The 19,313-nt window shown below is 72.0% G+C and carries 16 protein-coding genes; 9 read left to right on the top strand and 7 right to left on the bottom strand.

Annotated elements, in window-relative coordinates; genetic code table 11:
- Positions 1 to 25: 25 nt before the first annotated feature.
- Positions 26 to 682, top strand: coding sequence for an SDR family oxidoreductase (locus ACWH95_RS15110; protein WP_136030705.1), 657 nt, complete (start codon positions 26 to 28; stop codon positions 680 to 682).
- 19 nt (positions 683 to 701) lie between these two features.
- Positions 702 to 1,973 (top strand): glycoside hydrolase family 3 N-terminal domain-containing protein, encoded by a 1,272-nt coding sequence (locus ACWH95_RS15105; RefSeq protein WP_454120910.1) that lies wholly within the window; start codon positions 702 to 704, stop codon positions 1,971 to 1,973.
- 15 nt (positions 1,974 to 1,988) lie between these two features.
- Here ACWH95_RS15105 and ACWH95_RS15100 read toward each other — a convergent pair whose 3' ends face one another.
- From ACWH95_RS15100 to ACWH95_RS15090, 3 genes are read right to left on the bottom strand one after another with little or no spacing between them, the layout of a single operon-like run.
- Positions 1,989 to 2,852, bottom strand: a complete 864-nt coding sequence (locus ACWH95_RS15100) for a 3-methyladenine DNA glycosylase (protein ID WP_454120909.1) — start codon at positions 2,850 to 2,852, stop codon at positions 1,989 to 1,991.
- A gap of 1 nt (position 2,853) precedes the next feature.
- Positions 2,854 to 3,879 carry an App1 family protein gene (locus ACWH95_RS15095; protein ID WP_136033591.1) on the bottom strand — a complete coding sequence of 342 codons (1,026 nt, stop codon included), beginning with the start codon at positions 3,877 to 3,879 and terminating at the stop codon, positions 2,854 to 2,856.
- Positions 3,880 to 3,883: 4 nt separating this feature from the next.
- Positions 3,884 to 4,555, bottom strand: coding sequence for a DedA family protein (locus ACWH95_RS15090; protein ID WP_136037316.1), 672 nt, complete (start codon positions 4,553 to 4,555; stop codon positions 3,884 to 3,886).
- A 41-nt stretch (positions 4,556 to 4,596) separates the two neighbouring features.
- Here ACWH95_RS15090 and ACWH95_RS15085 point away from each other — a divergent pair, with 41 nt between their 5' ends.
- A complete protein-coding gene (locus ACWH95_RS15085) occupies positions 4,597 to 5,907 on the top strand; it encodes an anthranilate synthase component I family protein (RefSeq protein WP_454120908.1) in 1,311 nt (436 codons plus the stop codon).
- Between the two features lie 73 nt (positions 5,908 to 5,980).
- The gene (gene leuS, locus ACWH95_RS15080) at positions 5,981 to 8,518 is read left to right on the top strand and encodes a leucine--tRNA ligase (RefSeq protein ID WP_136037320.1); all 2,538 of its coding nucleotides are present in this window, start codon (positions 5,981 to 5,983) and stop codon (positions 8,516 to 8,518) included.
- A 25-nt stretch (positions 8,519 to 8,543) separates the two neighbouring features.
- Here leuS and ACWH95_RS15075 read toward each other — a convergent pair whose 3' ends face one another.
- Positions 8,544 to 9,221 (bottom strand): hypothetical protein, encoded by a 678-nt coding sequence (locus ACWH95_RS15075; RefSeq protein WP_136045561.1) that lies wholly within the window; start codon positions 9,219 to 9,221, stop codon positions 8,544 to 8,546.
- A gap of 215 nt (positions 9,222 to 9,436) precedes the next feature.
- Between ACWH95_RS15075 and ACWH95_RS15070 the strand changes: the two genes are divergently transcribed.
- From ACWH95_RS15070 to holA, 3 genes are read left to right on the top strand one after another with little or no spacing between them, the layout of a single operon-like run.
- Positions 9,437 to 10,036 (top strand): ComEA family DNA-binding protein, encoded by a 600-nt coding sequence (locus tag ACWH95_RS15070; RefSeq protein WP_136045562.1) that lies wholly within the window; start codon positions 9,437 to 9,439, stop codon positions 10,034 to 10,036.
- The gene (locus tag ACWH95_RS15065; protein ID WP_454120907.1) at positions 10,033 to 12,432 is read left to right on the top strand and encodes a ComEC/Rec2 family competence protein; all 2,400 of its coding nucleotides are present in this window, start codon (positions 10,033 to 10,035) and stop codon (positions 12,430 to 12,432) included. Before ACWH95_RS15070 ends, ACWH95_RS15065 begins: the two co-directional genes overlap by 4 nt.
- A gap of 9 nt (positions 12,433 to 12,441) precedes the next feature.
- Entirely contained in the window at positions 12,442 to 13,479 is a 1,038-nt protein-coding gene (gene holA, locus ACWH95_RS15060) for a DNA polymerase III subunit delta (RefSeq protein WP_136030521.1), read from the top strand.
- Between the two features lie 212 nt (positions 13,480 to 13,691).
- Here holA and rpsT read toward each other — a convergent pair whose 3' ends face one another.
- Positions 13,692 to 13,952 (bottom strand): 30S ribosomal protein S20, encoded by a 261-nt coding sequence (gene rpsT, locus ACWH95_RS15055; RefSeq protein WP_136030523.1) that lies wholly within the window; start codon positions 13,950 to 13,952, stop codon positions 13,692 to 13,694.
- 221 nt (positions 13,953 to 14,173) lie between these two features.
- Here rpsT and ACWH95_RS15050 point away from each other — a divergent pair, with 221 nt between their 5' ends.
- Together ACWH95_RS15050 and ACWH95_RS15045 are read left to right on the top strand one after the other, a co-directional pair.
- Positions 14,174 to 15,547 (top strand): glycoside hydrolase family 1 protein, encoded by a 1,374-nt coding sequence (locus ACWH95_RS15050; RefSeq protein ID WP_454120906.1) that lies wholly within the window; start codon positions 14,174 to 14,176, stop codon positions 15,545 to 15,547.
- Entirely contained in the window at positions 15,544 to 16,779 is a 1,236-nt protein-coding gene (locus tag ACWH95_RS15045) for an MFS transporter (RefSeq protein ID WP_206251123.1), read from the top strand. Before ACWH95_RS15050 ends, ACWH95_RS15045 begins: the two co-directional genes overlap by 4 nt.
- Here the strand turns inward: ACWH95_RS15045 and ACWH95_RS15040 are convergent.
- A complete protein-coding gene (locus tag ACWH95_RS15040) occupies positions 16,774 to 17,505 on the bottom strand; it encodes an alpha/beta fold hydrolase (protein WP_247638968.1) in 732 nt (243 codons plus the stop codon). The two genes, ACWH95_RS15045 and ACWH95_RS15040, sit on opposite strands and share 6 nt — an antisense overlap.
- Positions 17,506 to 17,578: 73 nt before the next feature.
- Complete coding sequence (locus ACWH95_RS15035; protein ID WP_247638969.1) at positions 17,579 to 19,294, bottom strand: ABC transporter family substrate-binding protein; 1,716 nt, start codon at positions 19,292 to 19,294, stop codon at positions 17,579 to 17,581.
- Between the last annotated feature and the right edge of the window lie 19 nt (positions 19,295 to 19,313).

The following is a 19,313-nucleotide window of genomic DNA, read 5'->3' as shown; positions in this document are numbered from 1 at the left end:
CGGAGCCGGCGCGTAGGGTGGAAGCATGTCGCGCGTCCTCGTCTTCGGCGGCCATGGCCGCATCGCCCTCCTGCTCGCCCCGCTGCTCGTCGCCCGCGGCGACGAGGTCACCAGCGTGATCCGCAATCCCGACCACGTCGCCGACGTGGAGGCCACGGGGGCCACCGCCCTGGTGGCCGATATCGAACAGCTCGACGTCGACGCCCTCGCCGAGATCATCCGCGGGCACGACGCCGTGGTGTGGTCGGCCGGCGCGGGCGGCGGTGACCCGAAGCGCACCTACGCTGTCGATCGCGACGCGGCGGAGCGGTCGATGGACGCCGCCGAGCGTGCCGGCGTCGAGCGCTACGTCCTGGTGTCCTGGATCGGCTCCACCGCGGAGCACGGGATCCCGCAGGACGACCCGTTCTTCGCGTACGCCGACGCGAAGTGGGCCGCCGACGAGCACCTCCGCGGCTCGAACCTCGCCGGGACGATCCTCGGACCGGGCGGTCTCACGTTCGACGAGCCGACCGGACGCATCCAGATCGACCCCGAAGGCCGGGGAGAGGTCTCGCGCGCCGACGTCGCGGCCGTCATCGTCGAGGTCCTGCAGAATCCGGCGACCGTCGGCCGCACGATCCGCTTCGGCAACGGCGACGCGGACTCCTCGCTCCCGATCGCCGAGGCCCTCGCGGGCTGACCGTGGCGGAGGCCCCGACGTGCCCCTGAGGCACGCGCGACGGCGCACGGTCGGAGTGCTCGCCGCGCTGGCGCTCGCCCTCTGTGCGCTGCCCGCCGCCGCGTCGCCGCTGCCCGCTGCGACATCGACCGCCCCTCCCGCGCCTGCCGCTGCCGCGACCACCGCGGGGGAGACTCCCGCGCCCACCGACGATGCCGGGAGCGCCGACGCCACGGTGGACGCCGCCGACACCGCGTATCTCCGCGAACGCGCCGCCGCCGCGGTCGCCGACCTGCCCGTGGCGCAGCAGGCGGCCTCCATCGTGATGGGACACATCGGCGGCACCGACCCGGCAGCGCTGGCCGCCTACATGCAGGCCGGGTTCGGCGGGTTCATCCTGATGGGGGCGAACATCCCCGGCACCGACGCCGAGCTGCACGCGCTCACGGATGCTCTCGCGGTGGACCCGACGCTGCCTCCGCTGATCGCGGTGGACCAGGAGGGCGGCCTGGTCTCCCGGCTCGACGGGGACGTGTTCCCCGCCTCAACGACCCTCAAGGACCGCCCGGCCGCCGACACGTCGGCCGCGTTCGCCGCCCGCGGTGCACTGGTGGCCCGTGCGGGCATCACGGTGAACTTCGGCACGGTCGCAGACGTCACCGCCGACAGCGGCTCGTTCATCTTCGGGCGGGCCCTCGGCACCGATCCGTCCGGGGCGGCCGAGCGCGTCGCGGCGGCCACCTCGGCGCAGCAGCCGTTCGTCGCCTCCGCACTCAAGCACTTCCCCGGCCACGGTGCGGCTCCGGGCGACTCGCACCACGCGATCCCGACCACCGGACGGAGCCTGGAGGAGTGGAAGACGACGGACGCGGTGCCCTTCGCCGCGGGCATCGACGCGGGAGCCTCCCTCCTCATGTACGGGCATCTCGCCTACACCGCCGTCGACCCGCTGCCCGCCTCCCTCTCAGCGACGTGGCACACGCTCGCCCGTGACGAGCTCGGCTTCGACGGTGTCTCGGTGACGGACGACCTCGGGATGCTGCTGTCGTCGGGCGACCCCGCCTACGCCGATCCGGTGGCGAACGGGGTGGCGGCGGTCGCGGCGGGCAACGACCTGGTGCTCATGGTCGCCGGCTCCGACGCGCAGACCGCCGGACGCATGGCCGCGGGCATCGCGGCGGCGGTCGACGCGGGCACCCTGCCCGCGGAGCGGCTGGCGGACGCCGCGACGCGAGTACTGGCCCTGCGGATGCAGCTCGCGGGATCCACCGCGACCTGGGGAGTCTGCGACACCTGCACCCCGGCCGGCTGAGGCGGAAGCGACGGCTCAGGCGACGGCGCGTGCGTCCGAGCCGAGCCAGGCGCGGAGCAGAGCCGCGCGCAGCACCGCCCCCCGCTCCGCGAAGCCGCGCTGTCGTCGCACGTACTCGGCCTTGCCCTCCGGCGTCTCGATGCGCACGGGCTCCATGTCCCAGGCGGCCAGGTCGTAGGGAGCGGCCTGCATGTCCAGCAGGCGGATGTCCCTCGCCAGCTCATAGGTGTCGAGCAGCAGCTCACCGGGCACGAGCGGCCCGAGCTTCATGGCCCAGCGGTACAGGTCCATGCCGGCGTGCAGGCACCCCGGCTGCTCGACCTGGGGCTGCCCGTCCCTGCTGAGCGTCGTCCGGTTGCGTGGCACGGCCTCCGGGGTGAAGAACCGGAACGCGTCGAAGTGGGTGCACCGCAGGTCGTGCGACTCCACGACCGCATCGGTGCCGTCCTTCCCGAGGCGCAGCGGCACGGGGTGACGGTGCTCGTCCGCGCGATACACCATCGCCCACTCGTGGAGTCCGAAGCAGCCGAACTGACCGGGCCGCGAGGCCGTGCGACGCAGCATGCGCTCGACCAGCGCGGCCAGCTCGGGCTTCTCGGCCGCGTACCGGTCGGCATCGGGAACCACCGCGTCGGGGGTCGCGCCGGGGGAGTACCAGCGCCACCCGGCACGCTCGGCGGCGTCACGCAGCTCGACCCCCGCACCGGGGTGCCAGCGCCGCAGCTGCGCGGGCTTGTAGGCGTAATAGGTGTGGAGGAAGTCCCACACCGGGTGCTTCTCGCCGCGGGACAGGCGGGCACGGTGGTCGGCGGTCAGCGTGTCGGCACGCTCCCGATGCGCCTGCTCCCGCGGGAGCCACTCCTCGCGCGACAGGGCCATGTCAGTGCAGGATGCCCACGTCGCCGAGCTGGTCGCGCAGACCGGCACCGTCTTCGGCGCTGACCCACGGGGCGGCGTCCGCCTCGTGCGACTCCATCTCGGCGCGCCCACCGGCGAGCACGGCCTCGGCGGGAAGGAGGCGCCGGATGGCCACACCGGCCACGGAGTCGGGGTGCTCTTCCTGGAACTGCGTGTAGATGGCCTCGTCGTGCTGGCCGTCGTCGCCGATCAGCAGCCACTTCACCTCGGGGAATTCGGTGGCCAGGCGGCGCAGGTTCGTGAGCTTGTGCTCGCGGCCGCTGCGGAACCAGCGGTCGTGCGTCGGGCCCCAGTCGGTCAGCAGCAGCGACCCTGCGGGGAACAGGTGCCGCCCGAGGAACCGGGAGAGCGTGGGTGCGACGTTCCAGGCGCCCGTGGACAGGTACACCATGGGCGCGCCGGGGTGCTGGCGCAGGAGCTGGTCCAGCAGCACCGCCATGCCCGGGACCGGGATGCGGGCGTGCTCATCCACGACGAAGGAGTTCCAGAAGGCGATGAACGGGCGGGGGAGCGCCGTGACCATCACCGTGTCGTCCACATCGGACACGACCCCGAACCGGGTGTCCGCCGCGACGATGAACGCCCGCGCCTCGATCGGCTCCTGCCCCTCGACCGTGACCGTGAAGGTCTGCCACCCGGGCTCCAGGTCGGCGCGGATCACGGCGTCGATCACACCACCGCGGTCGGCGACGACCTGGTGAGTGCTGTCGCCCACGTGCACGCTGACCGACGCGAACCCGACCGGGATGCCGACGAAGCTGCGCCAGCCGCGGATGCTCGCCGGCTCGCCGTCCCGGTTGCTGCGCTGCGGCGGCACGATGAGCACCCGCCCCAGCACGCGCACCCACCCGGGACCCCCGTAGCCGGGGAACGGGAGGATCGTGGCGCTGCGGCCGCGTCGGCGCGCTCGCCCCTCGCGCCACACGTGGAGGCGGTGCTCGAGCCGTGCGAACCAGTGGATCCTGGGCGCCGGGGGTGGGGAAGCCATTGCCTCAGTCTTTCACGTCGGCGTCCGTGCCCGCCTCCGGCGCCTCCAGATGCCGCGCTTCCAGCCGCTGCAGCAGCTTCTTGCCCAGATACGCCAGGAGCAGGAAGAGCGCGATGGCGCCGACGAAGATGTAGCTCGCGTAGTGCACCCGGTCGACGAGGTCGCGGAAGCTTCCCGCCGCGAGCGAGGTCACGCTCACGTAGGCCGTGGCCCAGATGATGCAGGCGGGCGTCGTCCACGCCAGGAAGCGGCGGTACGGGTACTCGCTCATCCCGACGGTCAGCGGTACCAGGGAGTGCAGCACCGGAAGGAAGCGGGAGAGGAAGATGGCGATGCCGCCGCGGCGGGCCAGGTAGTTCTCCGCGCGCACCCAGTTCTGCTCGCCGATGCGGCGTCCCAGCCACGACGAGCGGATGTGGGGACCGAGCCACCGGCCGAGCCCGAAGCCGATGCTCTCGCCGATCAGGGCGCCGACCACGACGCTCACGCCCATCGCCACACCCTCCCAGGGGGTCGCGATCCCCATGGAGGCGATGATCACGATCGTGTCGCCGGGGACGATCAGCCCGATCAGGATGCTCGTCTCCAGCATGACCGCGAGTCCGGCGACCAGCGTGCGCGTGACCGGATCGATCGACTGCACGGTGTCGAGGAGCCAGAGCAGGAGGTCGTCCACCCCCTGAGAATATCGGGCGTCGCCGCACCTAGGCTGGGAAGGTGCGCGCGCACCTGAGCCCCCGACCCCTGCCGACCTGGGCGGACCCCGAGCGGCTGTTCCGCGTGCTCGCCGCCAGGGCGGGTGACGTGTTCTGGCTGGACGCGGGGGACGGAGCCGCGGAGGGGTGGAGTCTGCTGGGGGTCGGCGTGCCGTCGCCGAGACCCGACGATGTGCGGCTGGACGGCCGCGTCTCCGAGCCCGGGCTCCCCCCGTTCCTCGGCGGATGGGTCGGCTGGTGCACGTACGAGGGCGGTGCCGCGGCCGCCGGTGCCCCGGTGTCCGCGGACGACCCGGTGCCCGACGGCTGGATGCGGGTGACCCACGCGATCGCCTGGGACCATGCGCGCCGCCGCCTGTGGGCGCTCGACCCCGCCGGGCCCGACGCCGACCCCTGGGCGGACGAGCTCCTCGTCGCGGCGGTCGACCCCACTCCCGCGCGGCCGGATCCGGCACCGGAGACCACCGTGGCCCGGCACACCCCCGCGGAGTACGCCGAGCTCATCGAGCGGTGCCGCGCCCTGATCCGCGTGGGCGTCGCGTATCAGCTCTGCCTCACCACGCGCTTCACCGTGCCGGGGACGCACGACCCGGTCGAGGTGTACCGGAGGCTGCGGTCGGCGACCCCCGCGCACCACGGGGGCTTCGTGCGCATCGGCGGGCGCGCGCTGCTGAGCGCCAGTCCGGAGCAGTTCCTCCACGCGGCGGGCGGAGTCGTGCGCACCCGGCCGATCAAGGGCACCCGGCCGCGCAGCAGCGACCCCGACACGGATGCCGCACTCGCCGCCGAGCTCGCCGGCGACCCGAAGGAGCGCGCGGAGAACGTGATGATCGTCGATCTCATGCGCAACGATCTGTCGCGCGTGTGCGTGCCCGGCACGATCCGTGTCGACGGGCTGTGGGTCGTGGAGAGCTACCCGGCCGTGCACCAGCTCGTGAGCACGGTGAGCGGCACGCTGGCGGACGGCGTCACGCTCGGCGCGCTGCTCGCGGCCGCGTTCCCCGCCGGCAGCATGACCGGGGCGCCGAAGCTGTCGGCGATGACGCGGCTGCACGAGCTGGAGGGCGGCCCCCGGGGCGTGTACGCCGGCTGCTTCGGCTACGTGGGCGTGGACGGCGCCGTCGACCTCGCGATGGTGATCCGCAGCATCGTGATCGCGGGGGACGAGGCCGTGGTCGGAGCGGGCGGCGGGATCACGTGGGGCTCGGTGCCGGCGGCCGAGGTCGCCGAGGTCGCGACCAAGGCGAGGGCTCCGCTCGCGGCGCTGGGCGCGGAGCCGCCCTGGCCGTGGGGTTCCGATATCCTGAACTGATCCCGCAATTCCCCTCAGATTGGTCGTGCGTTCGTTGTCCGAGAACCTGTCCACCGCTCCCGTCGACGAGGAGATGCCCTCGGCGCACGCCATCCAGGCCAAGTGGCAGAAGTACTGGGCGGAGCACGAGACGTTCCTTACCGGCGGCGACGGCGACACCCGCCCGCGGCGCTACGTCCTGGCGATGTTCCCGTACCCCTCGGGCGACCTGCACATGGGGCACGCGGAGAACTACCTCTACTCCGACATCGTGGCGCGGTTCTGGCGTCACCGCGGGCACAACGTGCTCAACCCGATCGGCTGGGACTCGTTCGGCCTGCCCGCCGAGAACGCGGCGATCCGCCAGGGCGCGGACCCGCGCGAGTGGACCTATCAGAACATCGCGCAGCAGAAGGTCGGCTTCGAGCAGTACGGCGTCTCGTTCGACTGGAGCCGCGTCCTGCACACGTCCGACCCGGAGTACTACCGCTGGAACCAGTGGCTGTTCCTGAAGATGTACGAGCGCGGCCTGGCGTACCGCAAGAAGAGCCCGGTCAACTGGTGCCCGAACGACCAGACGGTGCTGGCGAACGAGCAGGTCGTCGACGGTCGCTGCGAGCGCTGCGGCTACGAGGTCGTGAAGAAGAAGCTCACCCAGTGGTACTTCCGCATCACCGACTACGCGGATCGGCTGCTCGACGACCTGAACCAGCTCGAGGGTTTCTGGCCGCACAAGGTGCTGCAGATGCAGCGCAACTGGATCGGCCGCTCGGTCGGCGCCGACGTGGACTTCCGCATCGAGGGCCGTGACGAGCCGGTGACGGTGTTCTCCACGCGCCCTGACACCCTGCACGGTGCGACGTTCTTCGTGGTGGCGCCCGACTCCGATCTCGCCGCTGAGCTGGCCGCCGAGGCTCCCGTCGAGGTGCGCCAGCGGTTCCAGGACTATCTGGAGCAGGTGCAGAAGGAGTCCGACATCGATCGGCAGTCCACGGATCGCCCCAAGACGGGCGTGTTCCTGGAGCGCTACGCGATCAACCCCGTGAACGGCGAGAAGCTGCCGGTGTGGGCCGCCGACTACGTGCTGGCCGACTACGGCCACGGCGCCGTGATGGCGGTTCCCGCGCACGACCAGCGCGACCTCGACTTCGCCCGCGCCTTCGACCTGCCGGTCAAGGTCGTGGTCGACACGACCGCGCCGATCACGGGGGCCATGCCGGTGATCGAGGTCGATGAGGAGGGCGTCCCGATCGACACGGGCGCCGCCCTCGACGAGCAGCACCCCGCATCGACGGGTGTCGCGCTTACGGGCGACGGCCGCATGATCAACTCGGGTCCGCTGAACGGGCTGTCCAAGCGCAACGCGATCGCCCGCGCGATCGAGCAGCTGGAGGCATCGGGCACGGGCCGTGCGGCGAAGAACTACCGTCTGCGCGACTGGCTGATCTCGCGACAGCGCTTCTGGGGAACGCCGATCCCGATGCTGCACGGCGACGACGGCCGCATCGTGCCGGTGCCCGAGGACCGGCTGCCCGTGAAGCTGCCGAGCGTCGAGGGACTCGACCTCAAGCCCAAGGGCACCTCGCCGCTGGGCGGGGCGGAGAGCTGGGTGCGCACGACCGACCCGGAGACCGGCGACCCCATGCTGCGCGACCCCGACACGATGGACACGTTCGTCGACAGCTCGTGGTACTTCCTGCGCTTCCTCTCACCGAACAGCGACACCGTGGCGTTCGACCCCGCCCAGGCGTCGCGCTGGGCGCCGGTGGACTCGTACATCGGCGGCGTCGAGCACGCGATCCTGCACCTGCTCTACGCACGCTTCATCACGAAGGTCCTGTTCGACATGGGCCTGATCGACTTCACCGAGCCGTTCTCGAACCTGATCAACCAGGGGATGGTGCTGCTCGACGGGCAGAAGATGTCGAAGAGCAAGGGCAACCTGGTGCTGTTCCAGGAGGAGCTCGACGCGCACGGCGCCGATGCGCTGCGCGTGGGCCTCGCCTTCGCCGGTCCGGTGGAAGACGACAAGGACTGGGCGGACGTGTCGACCACGGGCGCGCAGAAGTTCCTCTCGCGTGCGCTGCGCATCGGGCACGAGGTGTCCAGCCCGGTCGACGTGGTGTTCGACGGGGGAGACGCGGCCCTGCGTCGCGCCACGCACAAGCTGCTCGCGGAGGCTCCGGCCCTGGTCGAGCAGACCAAGTTCAACGTGCTGGTCGCCCGGCTGATGGAGCTGGTGAACGTCACCCGCAAGACCATCGACGGCGCGGGCGGTGCGGGCGACCCCGCGGTGCGCGAGGCCGCCGAGACGATCGCCGTGATGCTCGACCTGATCGCGCCGCACACCGCGGAGGAGATGTGGGAGCTGCTCGGGCACGAACCGTCCGTCGGACTGGTCACGTGGCGCTCGGCCGACCCCGCGCTGCTCGTGGAGGACACGGTCACGGCCGTCGTGCAGGTGGGCGGCAAGGTGCGGGCTCAGCTCGAGGTCCCCGCGCGCATCGGCGAGGCCGAGCTGGAAGCGCTCGCTCGCGCGGATGAGCGCGTGATCCGGTCGATCGGCGACCGCGAGATCGTGAAGGTCGTCGTGCGCGCTCCCAAGATCGTCAGCATCGTCGTCGCGGGCTGATCCGTCGCGACCTCCGGAGCCGCGGTCACGCGTCCCGGTCGGCGCGCGCGGCGTCCGCGACGGCGATGCCCCGGCGCATCGCCGCGCGAGACGCCTCGTCCCACGGGCCGGACTCCGCGAGCGGGATCTCGGTCAGGTAGCGGCGCTCGGACTCCGGCAGGAGCGTCACGAACCGGGTCGGATCGGAGCCGGCCATCGCATACAGAGCCGGACCGTCCGCGTAGTACAGATCGCACGCGACGAGACGCCCGTCGCTGCCGCGCATGATGTTGGACGGGTTCTGATCGAGGGGGCCGCACCAGGGCAGCGCCCGCGCTGCCCTGGCATGGATGCGGCGCACGACGTCGACGAGCTCGGCGACGTGCGGTGCGCGTTCGGCGATGGCGGTATGGAAGGCGACCGCGTCCTTCTCGTCGACCGCGTGGAGCCACTCCATCACCTGCAGATCGCCGCCGCCCGCGAGTCGGCGGTGCGCGAACAGTCGCGGTACTTGACCGGTGTGCGCGGCTTCGCGATATAGCGCGGCCGTGTACGGTCCGACCGGATCGAACGGGCTGATGCGCACCGCGGCGACGCCGTCGGGTGAGCGCAGGGCGAGGGCCCAGTCGCCCGCGCCGCTCGGCGTCCAGCCCGCCTCGCGGAAAGCGCGCTCAGCGTCGCGATGAGAGGCCTCCGGGGGCAGGTCGTCGACGATGTCGGTCACCGGTCCAGTCTGCGTCACGCGGCGGGCACGCATCGGAAGAGAGAGCGGCGTGCCCGGGCGCCGGCTCCCGCGTGCTGCCGGCCTGGCGGCGTCGGAGCGAGCGCGGCTCCGATCGCCCCGCCTTCGGCTCTGCACGGCGGACCGGGCGCCGCTGTTGTCCACGACCGGCGGTTCTCCGTGGTCGCGGGGGGTCTGCGGAGACCTACCGTGACGGGGTGACTCCTCCCGCACCGACACCCGTACCCCGGCAGCGACGACTGCGGCTCGGTGTCGGCGCCGCGGTGGCGCTGGCGCTTGTCGTGCTGTCGGCCGCGGTGGGTCTGGGCATCCTGCGCGGCCAGGGCGCTCCGGCGGAGTCCTTCCCGGTGGGCGACCGCGCGACGGCCGCGCCGTCGTCCGACGTGCTGTACGTGCACGTGCTCGGCGCGGTCGAGCGGCCGGGACTGTACGTCGTCAGCGGTGATGCGCGGCTGGTCGATGCGGTGGCGGCTGCGGGTGGTACGACGGTCGACGCCGACCTCGCCGCGATCAACCTCGCCCGCCGGGTCGAGGACGGCGAGCAGATCCTGGTGCCCGTGGTCGGCGGGTCGGGCGCCGGTTCTCCTGCCGCGGCACCCACGGACGCGCGGATTGACCTCAACGCGGCCGACCAGGCCGCGCTGGAGACGCTGCCGCGGATCGGTCCCGCCCTGGCTGCACGCATCATCGCGTGGCGGGAGGAGAACGGACGCTTCCAGTCGGTGGACGACCTCCTCGGCGTGCCGGGCATCGGGGAGAAGCTGCTCGCGGGATTACGCGACGGGGTACGGGTGTGAAGTCCCGCGATCTCCGGCTCGTGCCGGTTGCCCTCGCGGTGTGGGCGGCGGCGCTCGTCTGCGTGTTCCAGCCCGGTCTCGCGGCGGCCTGTGCGCTCGTGTGCGGCGTCGCGGCGGGCGTCGTCCTGCTGGTGCTGCTCGCGCGGGGGAGGCACGGCGCGGGGCTGGTCCTCCTGATGCTCGCGGCGGCCGCGGCCACGGCGCTGTCCGTGGGGTACGCCCTTCCGTCGCGCGAAGCCGCCGCGGGACAGGGCGGCCGCGTGGTCGAAGCGGTGGTCGAGGTCACGTCGTCCGCGTCCACCGGTCAGGACGGGCGGCTCTGGGTCGAGGCGACCACGCAGAGCCTCGGTCCGCCGGGTCGGGCGCGCCCGGTCGCGGTGCCGGTGCGGATCGGGACCGCGACAGCCGACGGCATCGACCTCGGCGCTCGGCTCCGCGTCGTGGGGGAGACCTCGGCGACAGAGGCGGGGGAGCGCGCGGTGCTGGTGCTCTACGCCACGACCACGGAGGTCGTGCAGCCCCCGTCCGGGGTGTTCGGCGTGGCCGCCACGGCGCGCCGCGCCTTCGTCGACCGCGCGCTGCGGCTGCCCGAGCCGGGCGGCGCGCTCCTGCCGGGACTCGCCGTGGGGGACACCAGGGCGGTGGGCTCCGACCTGGACGAAGACATGCGTTCGAGCGGTCTCAGTCACCTCACGGCCGTGAGCGGAGCGAACTGCGCGATCGTGGTGGCGGCGGTCTTCGGGCTCACGGCGCTGTGCGGTGGCGGCCGGGCGCTGCGGGTGGTGCTCGCGGCCACGGCGCTCTCCGGCTTCGTGGTGCTGGTCACGCCGGAGCCGAGCGTGGTGCGCGCCGCGGTGATGGCGGGCGCGGGGATGCTGTCCGTGCTCCTGGGACGACCGAGCGCCGGTGCAGGCGTGCTCGCCCTGTCGACGATCATGATCCTGGTGTCCGATCCGTGGCTCGCCGCGACGCCCGGCTTCGCGCTGTCGGCCGTCGCGACGGGCGCACTCATCCTGCTCGCACCGCCGTTGTCACGCGGATTGCGACGGTGGATGCCGGGCCCGGTCGCGCTGGCGATCGCGGTCCCGCTCTCGGCGCAGCTCGCGTGCGGCCCCATCATCGCGCTGTTCGCGGAACAGCAGTCGCTCATCGGCGTGGCGGCGAACCTGATCGCGGAACCCGCGGCACCGGTCGCGACCGTGGTCGGGCTGCTCGCCTGCCTCGCGGGGCCCGTGCCCGCGGTCGCCGACCTCCTGGCCGCCACCGCGTGGCTGCCCGCGACCTGGATCGCGACGACCGCCCAGGTGACCGCGGACCTGCCCGGTGCGACCATCCTGCTGCCCGCAGGGATCGGCAGCGCGGCACTGGTCGCCGGGCTCGGCGCCGCGGTCGCGGTCGTGTGCCTGGAGGGCGGGAGCCGTGGTCCGCGGTGGCGCGTGCGCGGCGGCGCCGTGCTGCGCGGTGGCGCCGTGACGGTGCTCGTGGTCGCCGGCTCCCTCGCCGGGGCGCAGGCCCTTCTCGGCGGGCCCCTCGCGACGGCCGCGACCCCGGACGCCTGGTCGATCGCCGCGTGCGACGTGGGTCAGGGCGACGCGCTGCTCGTCCGATCCGAGGGCGCCGTGGCTCTGATCGACACCGGTCCGGCGCCGGAACCTCTTCGCGACTGCCTGCGCTCGCTCGGCATCGACCGACTCGACCTGCTCGTGCTCACCCACTTCGACCTGGACCATGCGGGCGGCGTCGAGGCCGTGCGGGGCCGGGTGTCCGCGGTGCTGCACGGGCCGACCGCCGACGCGGACGACGAGCGGACCCTCGCCTCGCTCGCGGCCGGGGGAGCACGGGTGGAGCAGGCGTCCGCGGGGCTCAGGGGAACCCTGGGCGGGGCGACCTGGCGCGTGCGGTGGCCCGTTCGCGATACGACGGCGTTCCCCGCGGGCAACGACCTCGGCGTCGTGATGGAGTTCAGCGGGGGAGAGGTGCCTCGCTCGCTCTTCCTCGCCGATCTGTCGGCCCCTGCGCAGCGGCTGCTCCAGCGTTCGGAGCGCCTCGGCCCGTACGCGGTGGTGAAGGTCGCCCACCACGGCAGCGCCGATCAGGACCCCGGGCTCTACCAGGCGCTCTCACCCGTGGTCGCGCTCATCAGCGTGGGTGCCGACAACGACTACGGGCACCCGCGCCGTGAGACGCTCGACCTGCTGGGCGCGCTGGGGGCCCAGGTGTATCGGACCGACGAGCGCGGACGCATCCTGCTCGGGCTGCGTCACGGCGCTCTGGCGATGTGGAGCGAGACGACCCCCGAGCGTCGAGGTCGTCGCCGCGGCAGCGGGACATCGTGCAGGTCTGCGCCGAACCAGCGCCAGCGCTCGTCCGATCGCGGTGTCGGACACCGCCGGTAGGCTGGGGTGATGGCAGCGTCCCGTCCTCCCGCCCGCGGTGGCGCGAAGCCCGCGAAGATCCCGCAGGTGTCGTGGCGCGAGCCCCGTCCCGCCCCGATCGTGCTCGTCTCCGGTCCGGAAGAGGTCTGCGCCGAGCGTGCGATCGCCGGTGTCCGCGACTATCTGCGCGCCGAGGATCCGGCCCTCGAGGTCAGCGACGTCCGCGCCGACGACTACGCCCCGGGCACGCTCCTGGCCCTCACGTCGCCCTCCCTGTTCGGTGAGCCGCGCCTGGTGCGGGTCTCCGGCGTCGAGAAGTGCTCCGACGCGTTCCTGCAGGAGGCCGTGTCCTATCTCGAGCAACCGCAGGAGGGCGCCACGGTCGTGCTCCGTCACACGGGCGCGAGCGTTCGTGGCAAGAAGCTGCTCGACGCCCTGCGTGCCGGTACGGGCGGGGGCATCGAGATCCCCTGCCCGGCGATCAAGCGAGACGGCGACAGGGTCGACTTCGCGGCGGGGGAGTTCGCGGCCGCCAAGAAGCGCATCGCGCCCCCGGCCCTGCGAGCCCTGGTCTCCGCGTTCGCCGATGACCTCACCGAGCTCGCCGCCGCCTGCCAGCAGCTGATCGGCGACGTCGAGGGCGACGTCACGGAAGAGGTCGTCACCAAGTACTACGGCGGCCGCGTCGAGGTGTCGGCGTTCGTCGTCGCCGACACGGCGATCGCCGGGCGCTACGGCGAGGCCCTGGTGTCCCTGCGGCACGCCCTGGCCTCCGGAGCGGATCCGGTGCCCATGGTCGCGGCGTTCGCCATGAAGCTGCGCACGATGGCGCGGGTCGCCGGGAATCGGGAGCCGAGCCGTCAGCTCGCGCAGCGCCTCGGGATGAAGGACTGGCAGGTCGACCGCGCCCGCCGCGACCTCGCGGGCTGGAACGAGCGGTCGCTCGGGATGGCGATCCAGGCCACCGCCCGCGCCGACGCCGAGGTGAAGGGTGCCGCCCGCGACCCGATCTTCGCGCTCGAGCGCATGGTCACGGTCATCGCCACGCGGGAGCCCTTCGGCGGCTGAGCGTGCGGCGCCCGCAGCCTGGCAGCGGTCCGCCACCCGTGAAGAGCGCGTCGCCGGCGCGCAGTCCCGGCGCGAGCGTGTGCCGCTGCGCGCCGCCTCCGCGATGGAGGCATGTTCCCGGCCCCTCGCCTGTCCCGTGTCGACCTCACGCGTTCCGGGAACGACAGAAGGCCCGCCTCGCGAGGAGACGGGCCTTCCGGATGATCAGATGCTCAGAGAGCGGCGACCTTCTTGGCGATGGCCGACTTGCGGTTGGCCGCCTGGTTCTTGTGGAGCACGCCCTTGCTGACGGCCTTGTCGAGCTTGACCGTGGCCTTCTTCAGGACCTTCTCGGCGGCGGCCTTGTCGCCGGCGGCGACGGCCTCGCGGGTCTGGCGGACGAGAGTCTTCAGCTCGCTCTTCACGGCCTTGTTGCGCTCGTGAGCCTTCTCGTTGGTCTTGTTGCGCTTGATCTGCGACTTGATGTTTGCCACGTGTGGACGCTTTCTGTACAGGAGTTGTTCGGAGTGCCGGCAGCAGAAGAGGGCTGCTGCACGGCGGTCGTGAGGGAAGAACCCACACGCAAGCCAAGAGTCAACTCTACCAGTCCCGGATGCATCGCGCGAAACGAGGCCGCGTCCGCGAAACTGCGTCGCGCTCGGAGTGGTACCGGGTGCAGAATCATCCTGACCCGACAACGACGTCAAGGAGCCCCATGACCCCCGCCTCCGTTCCTTCCCCCGCGCTCGGCCGGCTCCGCTGGTCTGCGGCGACCTCGGCGCTCCAGATCGAGGGCTCGCGCTCCGCCGACGGGGGAGGGCGCTCGATCTGGGACGACTACCTCGAAGCTCCCGGCGCGATCGTCGACGGCTCCACCGCCGACCCCGCCTGCGACAGCTACCGCCATCCCGAGCGTGACGCCGACCTCGCCTCCGCCCTCGGCCTCGACCGCTACCGCTTCTCGATCCCGTGGGCGCGGGTGCAGCCCGACGGACGTGGGCGCGGGAACACCGCAGCCCTCGACCACTACTCCCGGTTCGTCGATCTGCTGCTGGAGCGCGGCGTCACGCCGTTCCCCACGCTGTTCCACTGGGAGATGCCGAGCGCCGTGGAGGAGGCGGGCGGGTGGCTCGCGCGCGACACCGCCGAGCGATTCGGCGAGTATGCGGTGATCGTGGCCGACCGCCTGGGCGACCGCGTCGCGAACTGGTACACCTTGAACGAGCCGGCGATGACGACGCTCCAGGGCTACGCGGTGGGCGCCCTCGCACCGGGGAAGCAGCTGCTTTTCGACGCCCTGCCCACCGCCCACCACCAGCTGCTGGCTCATGCGCGGGCCGCGGCGGCGCTGCGCACGCGGGGTGCCACGGCGGTGGGCCTGGTCAACAACCACACCTGGGTGCTCCCGCTGCACGATGCCCCGGAAGACCGCGAGGCGGCGTTCGTCTACGACCTCCTGCACAACCGGATCTTCAGCGCCCCGCTGCTCGACGGCGCGTACCCCGACCTCGAGGCGCTCGGGCTGCCGCCGCTGCCCGTCGAGGAGGGCGACCTGACCGCGATCGGCGGCTCGATCGACTTCTACGGCGTCAACTTCTACAACCCCACGACCGTGACGGCATCCACCGCCGGAGGACCCATCCCGTTCGACATCGTGCCGACCCCCGGTGTGCCGGTGACCGGTTTCGGACAGGAGTGGCCGATCATGCCGTCCGCCCTGCGCGACCTGCTGGTCGATCTGCACGCCCGGCATCCGCAGCTGCCGCCCGTGATCATCGGCGAGAACGGCGCCTCCTTCCCCGAGCCCGACACGGCGACCCGCGTGGACGACGCCGACCGGATCTCCTACCTCTCCGGCCACATCGCCGCGGTCGCCGAGGCCATCGACGCCGGAGTGCCGGTCGAGGAGTACACGGTGTGGTCGCTGCTGGACAACTGGGAGTGGGCCGACGGGTACACCCAGCGCTTCGGGCTGGTGCACGTCGATTTCGCCACGGGGGAGTGCACCCCGAAGGCCTCGTACGACTGGTACCGCGACCTGATCGCCTCCGTCCGCACCGGTGCCACGACGTCGGCGGCGCGGCGATGACCGCGGCTCCGGCGACGCACCGCGTCCGGGCCGGCGCGCGGTGGATGTCGCTGTTCACGCTGGCGTGGCTGGCGATCTGGACCGTGCAGCTCACCCCGGTGCAGCTGCTCCTCCCGCTGCAGCTCGATACCCCGGAGGACGACTGGATCCGCGGGGTCGTGTCCTCCGGCCTCGTGCTCGGGGTGGGCGGACTGGCGGGCATCGTCGCCGGTCCGGCCGCCGGTGCCCTGTCGGATCGCGCGCGCGCCGGACGGCACCGCCGACGCCCGTGGGCGCTGGGTGGCGTCTGGCTCACAGCCCTGTGCCTGGTGCTGACCGGTTTCGCGACCGGACCCTGGGCGGTCGGTGCCGGGTGGGTGGGTGTCTCGATCGGCGTCGCGGTGTCGTCGGCCGCCTTCACCGCCCTGATCGCGGATCAGCTTCCGACCACGCAGCGGGGTGCCGCCTCCGCCGCCGTCGGCTCCGCCCAGGCGGTCGGGATCGTGCTCGGCGTCGGGCTGGTCGTGCTGCTCGGACTCGACATCGTGTCGGGCTACCTGCTCCTGGCCGCGGTGATCGCGATCGCGGGGTCGGTGGCCGCGCTCCTGCTGCCCGACCCACCGACGACCGAGGCGCTGCGTCCCCGTGACGCCGGACGCCCCCGACTGGCCTCGCTGCGCGACCGCGACTTCGCCTGGATGCTGTCCGGTCGACTGGTGACCAACATCGGCAACGCGCTCGGCACCGCCCTGTTCCTGTTCTTCCTGCTGCACGGGCTCGGGCAGGAGAACGCGACCGCCCAGGACAACCTGCTGCTGCTGATCGTCGTCTACACGGTGTTCGTGGTGCTCGCATCGGTGGTCACCGGCCTCGTGTCCGACCGGACAGGGCGGCGCCGCACGCTCACGGTCGCCGCGACCGTGGTGCAGGCAGCGTCCGGGGTGGCGATCGTGCTGGTGCCCACGTTCGAGATGACGATGGTCGCCGCGGCGCTCATGGGGCTCGGCTACGGCGCCTTCTCTACGGTGGGACTCGCGTTCGCGGCCGACCTGCTGCCGGACGAGCAGGACCACGCGCGCGACCTCGGCATCGTGAACGTCACCGCGGCGCTCGGTCAGCTGATCGGCCCGGTGCTCGGGGCGGGGCTGGTGGCGCTGGTCGGCGGCTTCTGGCTCGTCTTCCTCGCCGCTGCGGTGCTGTCGCTCGTGGGGGGTCTGCTCACGGCGTTCGCACGGCAGCCCGCCCGCTCATGAGTCCTCGGCCTGTGCCTCGACGGTGGCGATCGCGAGGGCCAGCACCGCGTTGAACACCCGCGGTCGCATGGCCGTGACCAGGTGCGTGGTGCGGGGGACCACGATGAGCTCCGCGTGCGGTGCGAGTCGGCGGAACAGCGGTTCGTTCAGGCGCAGCTGGTCGTACTGCCCGTTGACGAACCACAGGGGCACGGCGATGCGCGGGACGGCGGCGGCCACGTCCAGGGCGGCCAGGCTGCGCAGCGCCGTGTCCTGCATGTCGAGCGCGTAGCCACCGGCCTGGAAGTCGGCGCGGTTCTCGGCGGGGATCGTGGCGGCGAGCAGCTGCCGGGTGAGCCACAGGCCGCGGTCGGGGAGGGAGTCGACGGCCCGTGCGAACAGTCGATACGCGCGGAGCCCTGCGCCCTGGGGGAGCGAGGTGCAGGCGGCCGCGACGAGCCCGGCGACCGGAGGACGCTCGGCGCCGCCGGTGTAGGCGAGGGAGAGTAGTCCGCCCATCGAGTGGCCGACGAGGAGCACCGGTCCGCGCTCGGCGGCGGCGCGCACGGCGGCGTCGATCGTGTGGAGGGCCTCGTGCAGCGTGAAGTCCTCCGCCATGCGGGAGCCGTGCCCCGGAAGATCGAGCGCGGTCACGGGATGCCCGTGCTCTTCGAGGTAGGCCACCTGGGAGCGCCACATGGTCGCCGAGGTGCGGATGCCGTGCACGAGGACGGTCTGGACGCTCACGTCTTCAGCATAAGGAAGCGGGGCCGGTGGCGAACCACCGACCCCGCTTCGACACGAGACGTGTCAGAGGGTGTTACTTCTCCCAGCCGACGTTCTCGACCGGCGTGACGCCGAACAGGTCGAGGCCCACGTAGGGCTCCGGCGTCAGGTTCGCCAGGCCGTTCTTGACCACGTAGATCGACGGGCCGTTGTAGAGCGGGATGACGCCCCACGTCTGCTCGATGATCTTCGGCTCGAGCTCCATGGAGGCGGCGGTCCAGGACTCCGCATCCTTCTGCGACTCGACCTCGTCGGCGATCTGCTTGTCGATCTCGGCCGTGCCGGTGCCCGACAGGTTCAGCTGGCTGTCCGAGCAGTAGAGCTGGCAGAACCAGGCCGGGCCGAACGGGTCGGAGTCGGTGAAGCGGAGCGACACCGCGTCCCAGTTCTTCGACGTCAGGTCGTTCGAGAAGTCGGCCGACGGGCGGACGTCGATCTGCATGTCGATGCCGATCTCCTTCTGCTGCGCCTGGAGCGACTTCGCGAGGGCCTCGAGCGTGGGGTCCTCACCGAACACCGGGTAGGTGATGGACAGCTTCTCGCCGTCCTTCTCGCGGATGCCGTCGTCGCCCTCGGTCCAGCCGGCGTCGTCGAGCAGCTTCTTGGCGGCGTCGACATCGTTCTTCAGACCGGCGGTCGCGAACGAGTCGGAGTAGCCGTCCTGGAACGCGTACAGGTTCAGCGAACCGGCGGCCGGCTCCTCGTAACCGAGGCCGTTCCACGCGATCTGCTTCTGCTGGTCGATGTTGATGCCCATGAAGAAGGCCTTGCGCACGTCGATGTCCTCGAACTGCGGCTTGTCGGCGTCGACCATGATGATCGTCTTCGCGGTCTGCTGCGCGCGACGCACCGTGGTGTCGTCGACGTCCTGCAGCTGCTTCAGACGGTCGTTGGTGTTGGCGCCCACCATGTCGATCTCGCCGTTCTTGAAGGCGTTGATCGCGGCGTCCGGCTCCATCGCCGTGAAGGTCACCGAGTCGAGCAGCGGTGCGTTGCCCCACCACTCGGGGTTCGGCTTGAACGAGACGAAGCCGCCGTTCGGGTCGAACGTGTCGACCGTGTACGGTCCGGCGCCCCACTCGGGGTGCATGTTGCCGATGAAGCCCTCGTTGAAGACGGTCGGGTCGGCGACGGCCGGGTGCAGCACGCCACCGGTCAGGAACGCCATGGACGGCCAGGCGTAGATGCCGTCGAAGGTGACGACCGCGGTCTTGGCGGAGTCGCCCTGCTCGACGCTCTTGATCTGCTTGTAGCCGTCGGTCGCGTTGGGGGTGAAGCCCTCGTCGTAGGAGCGGTTGGCCTTCCACGTCGCGTCGATGGCCGTCCAGTCCATGTCCGTGCCGTCGTTGAAGTGGGCCTCGTCCGTGAACGTGAACGTGATGGTGGTGTTGCCGTCCTTCTCGCCGATGTCGTAGGCGTCGAGGTACGCGTCGTTCTTCGTGACCTCGCCCTCCGGCGAGACGAGCAGGATCTGCGGCATGTACCACGACCACAGACGCACGGTGTCCGCGCTGCCGTCACCGTTGAAGGCGTTCAGCTGCTCGGGGATCTCGTTGATCGGGAAGTTGACCTCGCCACCCTCCTGCAGGTTGCTGCGGTCCTGGGGGTTGTAGTCGGCGGACTTGGTCTCGACCTTGTCGCCGCCGTTGTCCCCGCCACCGGTGTTTCCGGACCCGCTCGCGCAACCCGCGAGGGCGAGTGCCAGGGCGCCGCTGATCGCGATCGCCCCCAGCAACTTCTTGTTCTTCATGGTGCTCCTTTCGCCTTTC

The organism is Microbacterium sp. NPDC055502 (genome assembly GCF_053643635.1).
The sequence above is the reverse complement of the archived record's forward strand: the minus strand, read 5'-3'. Positions and strand labels throughout refer to the sequence as shown.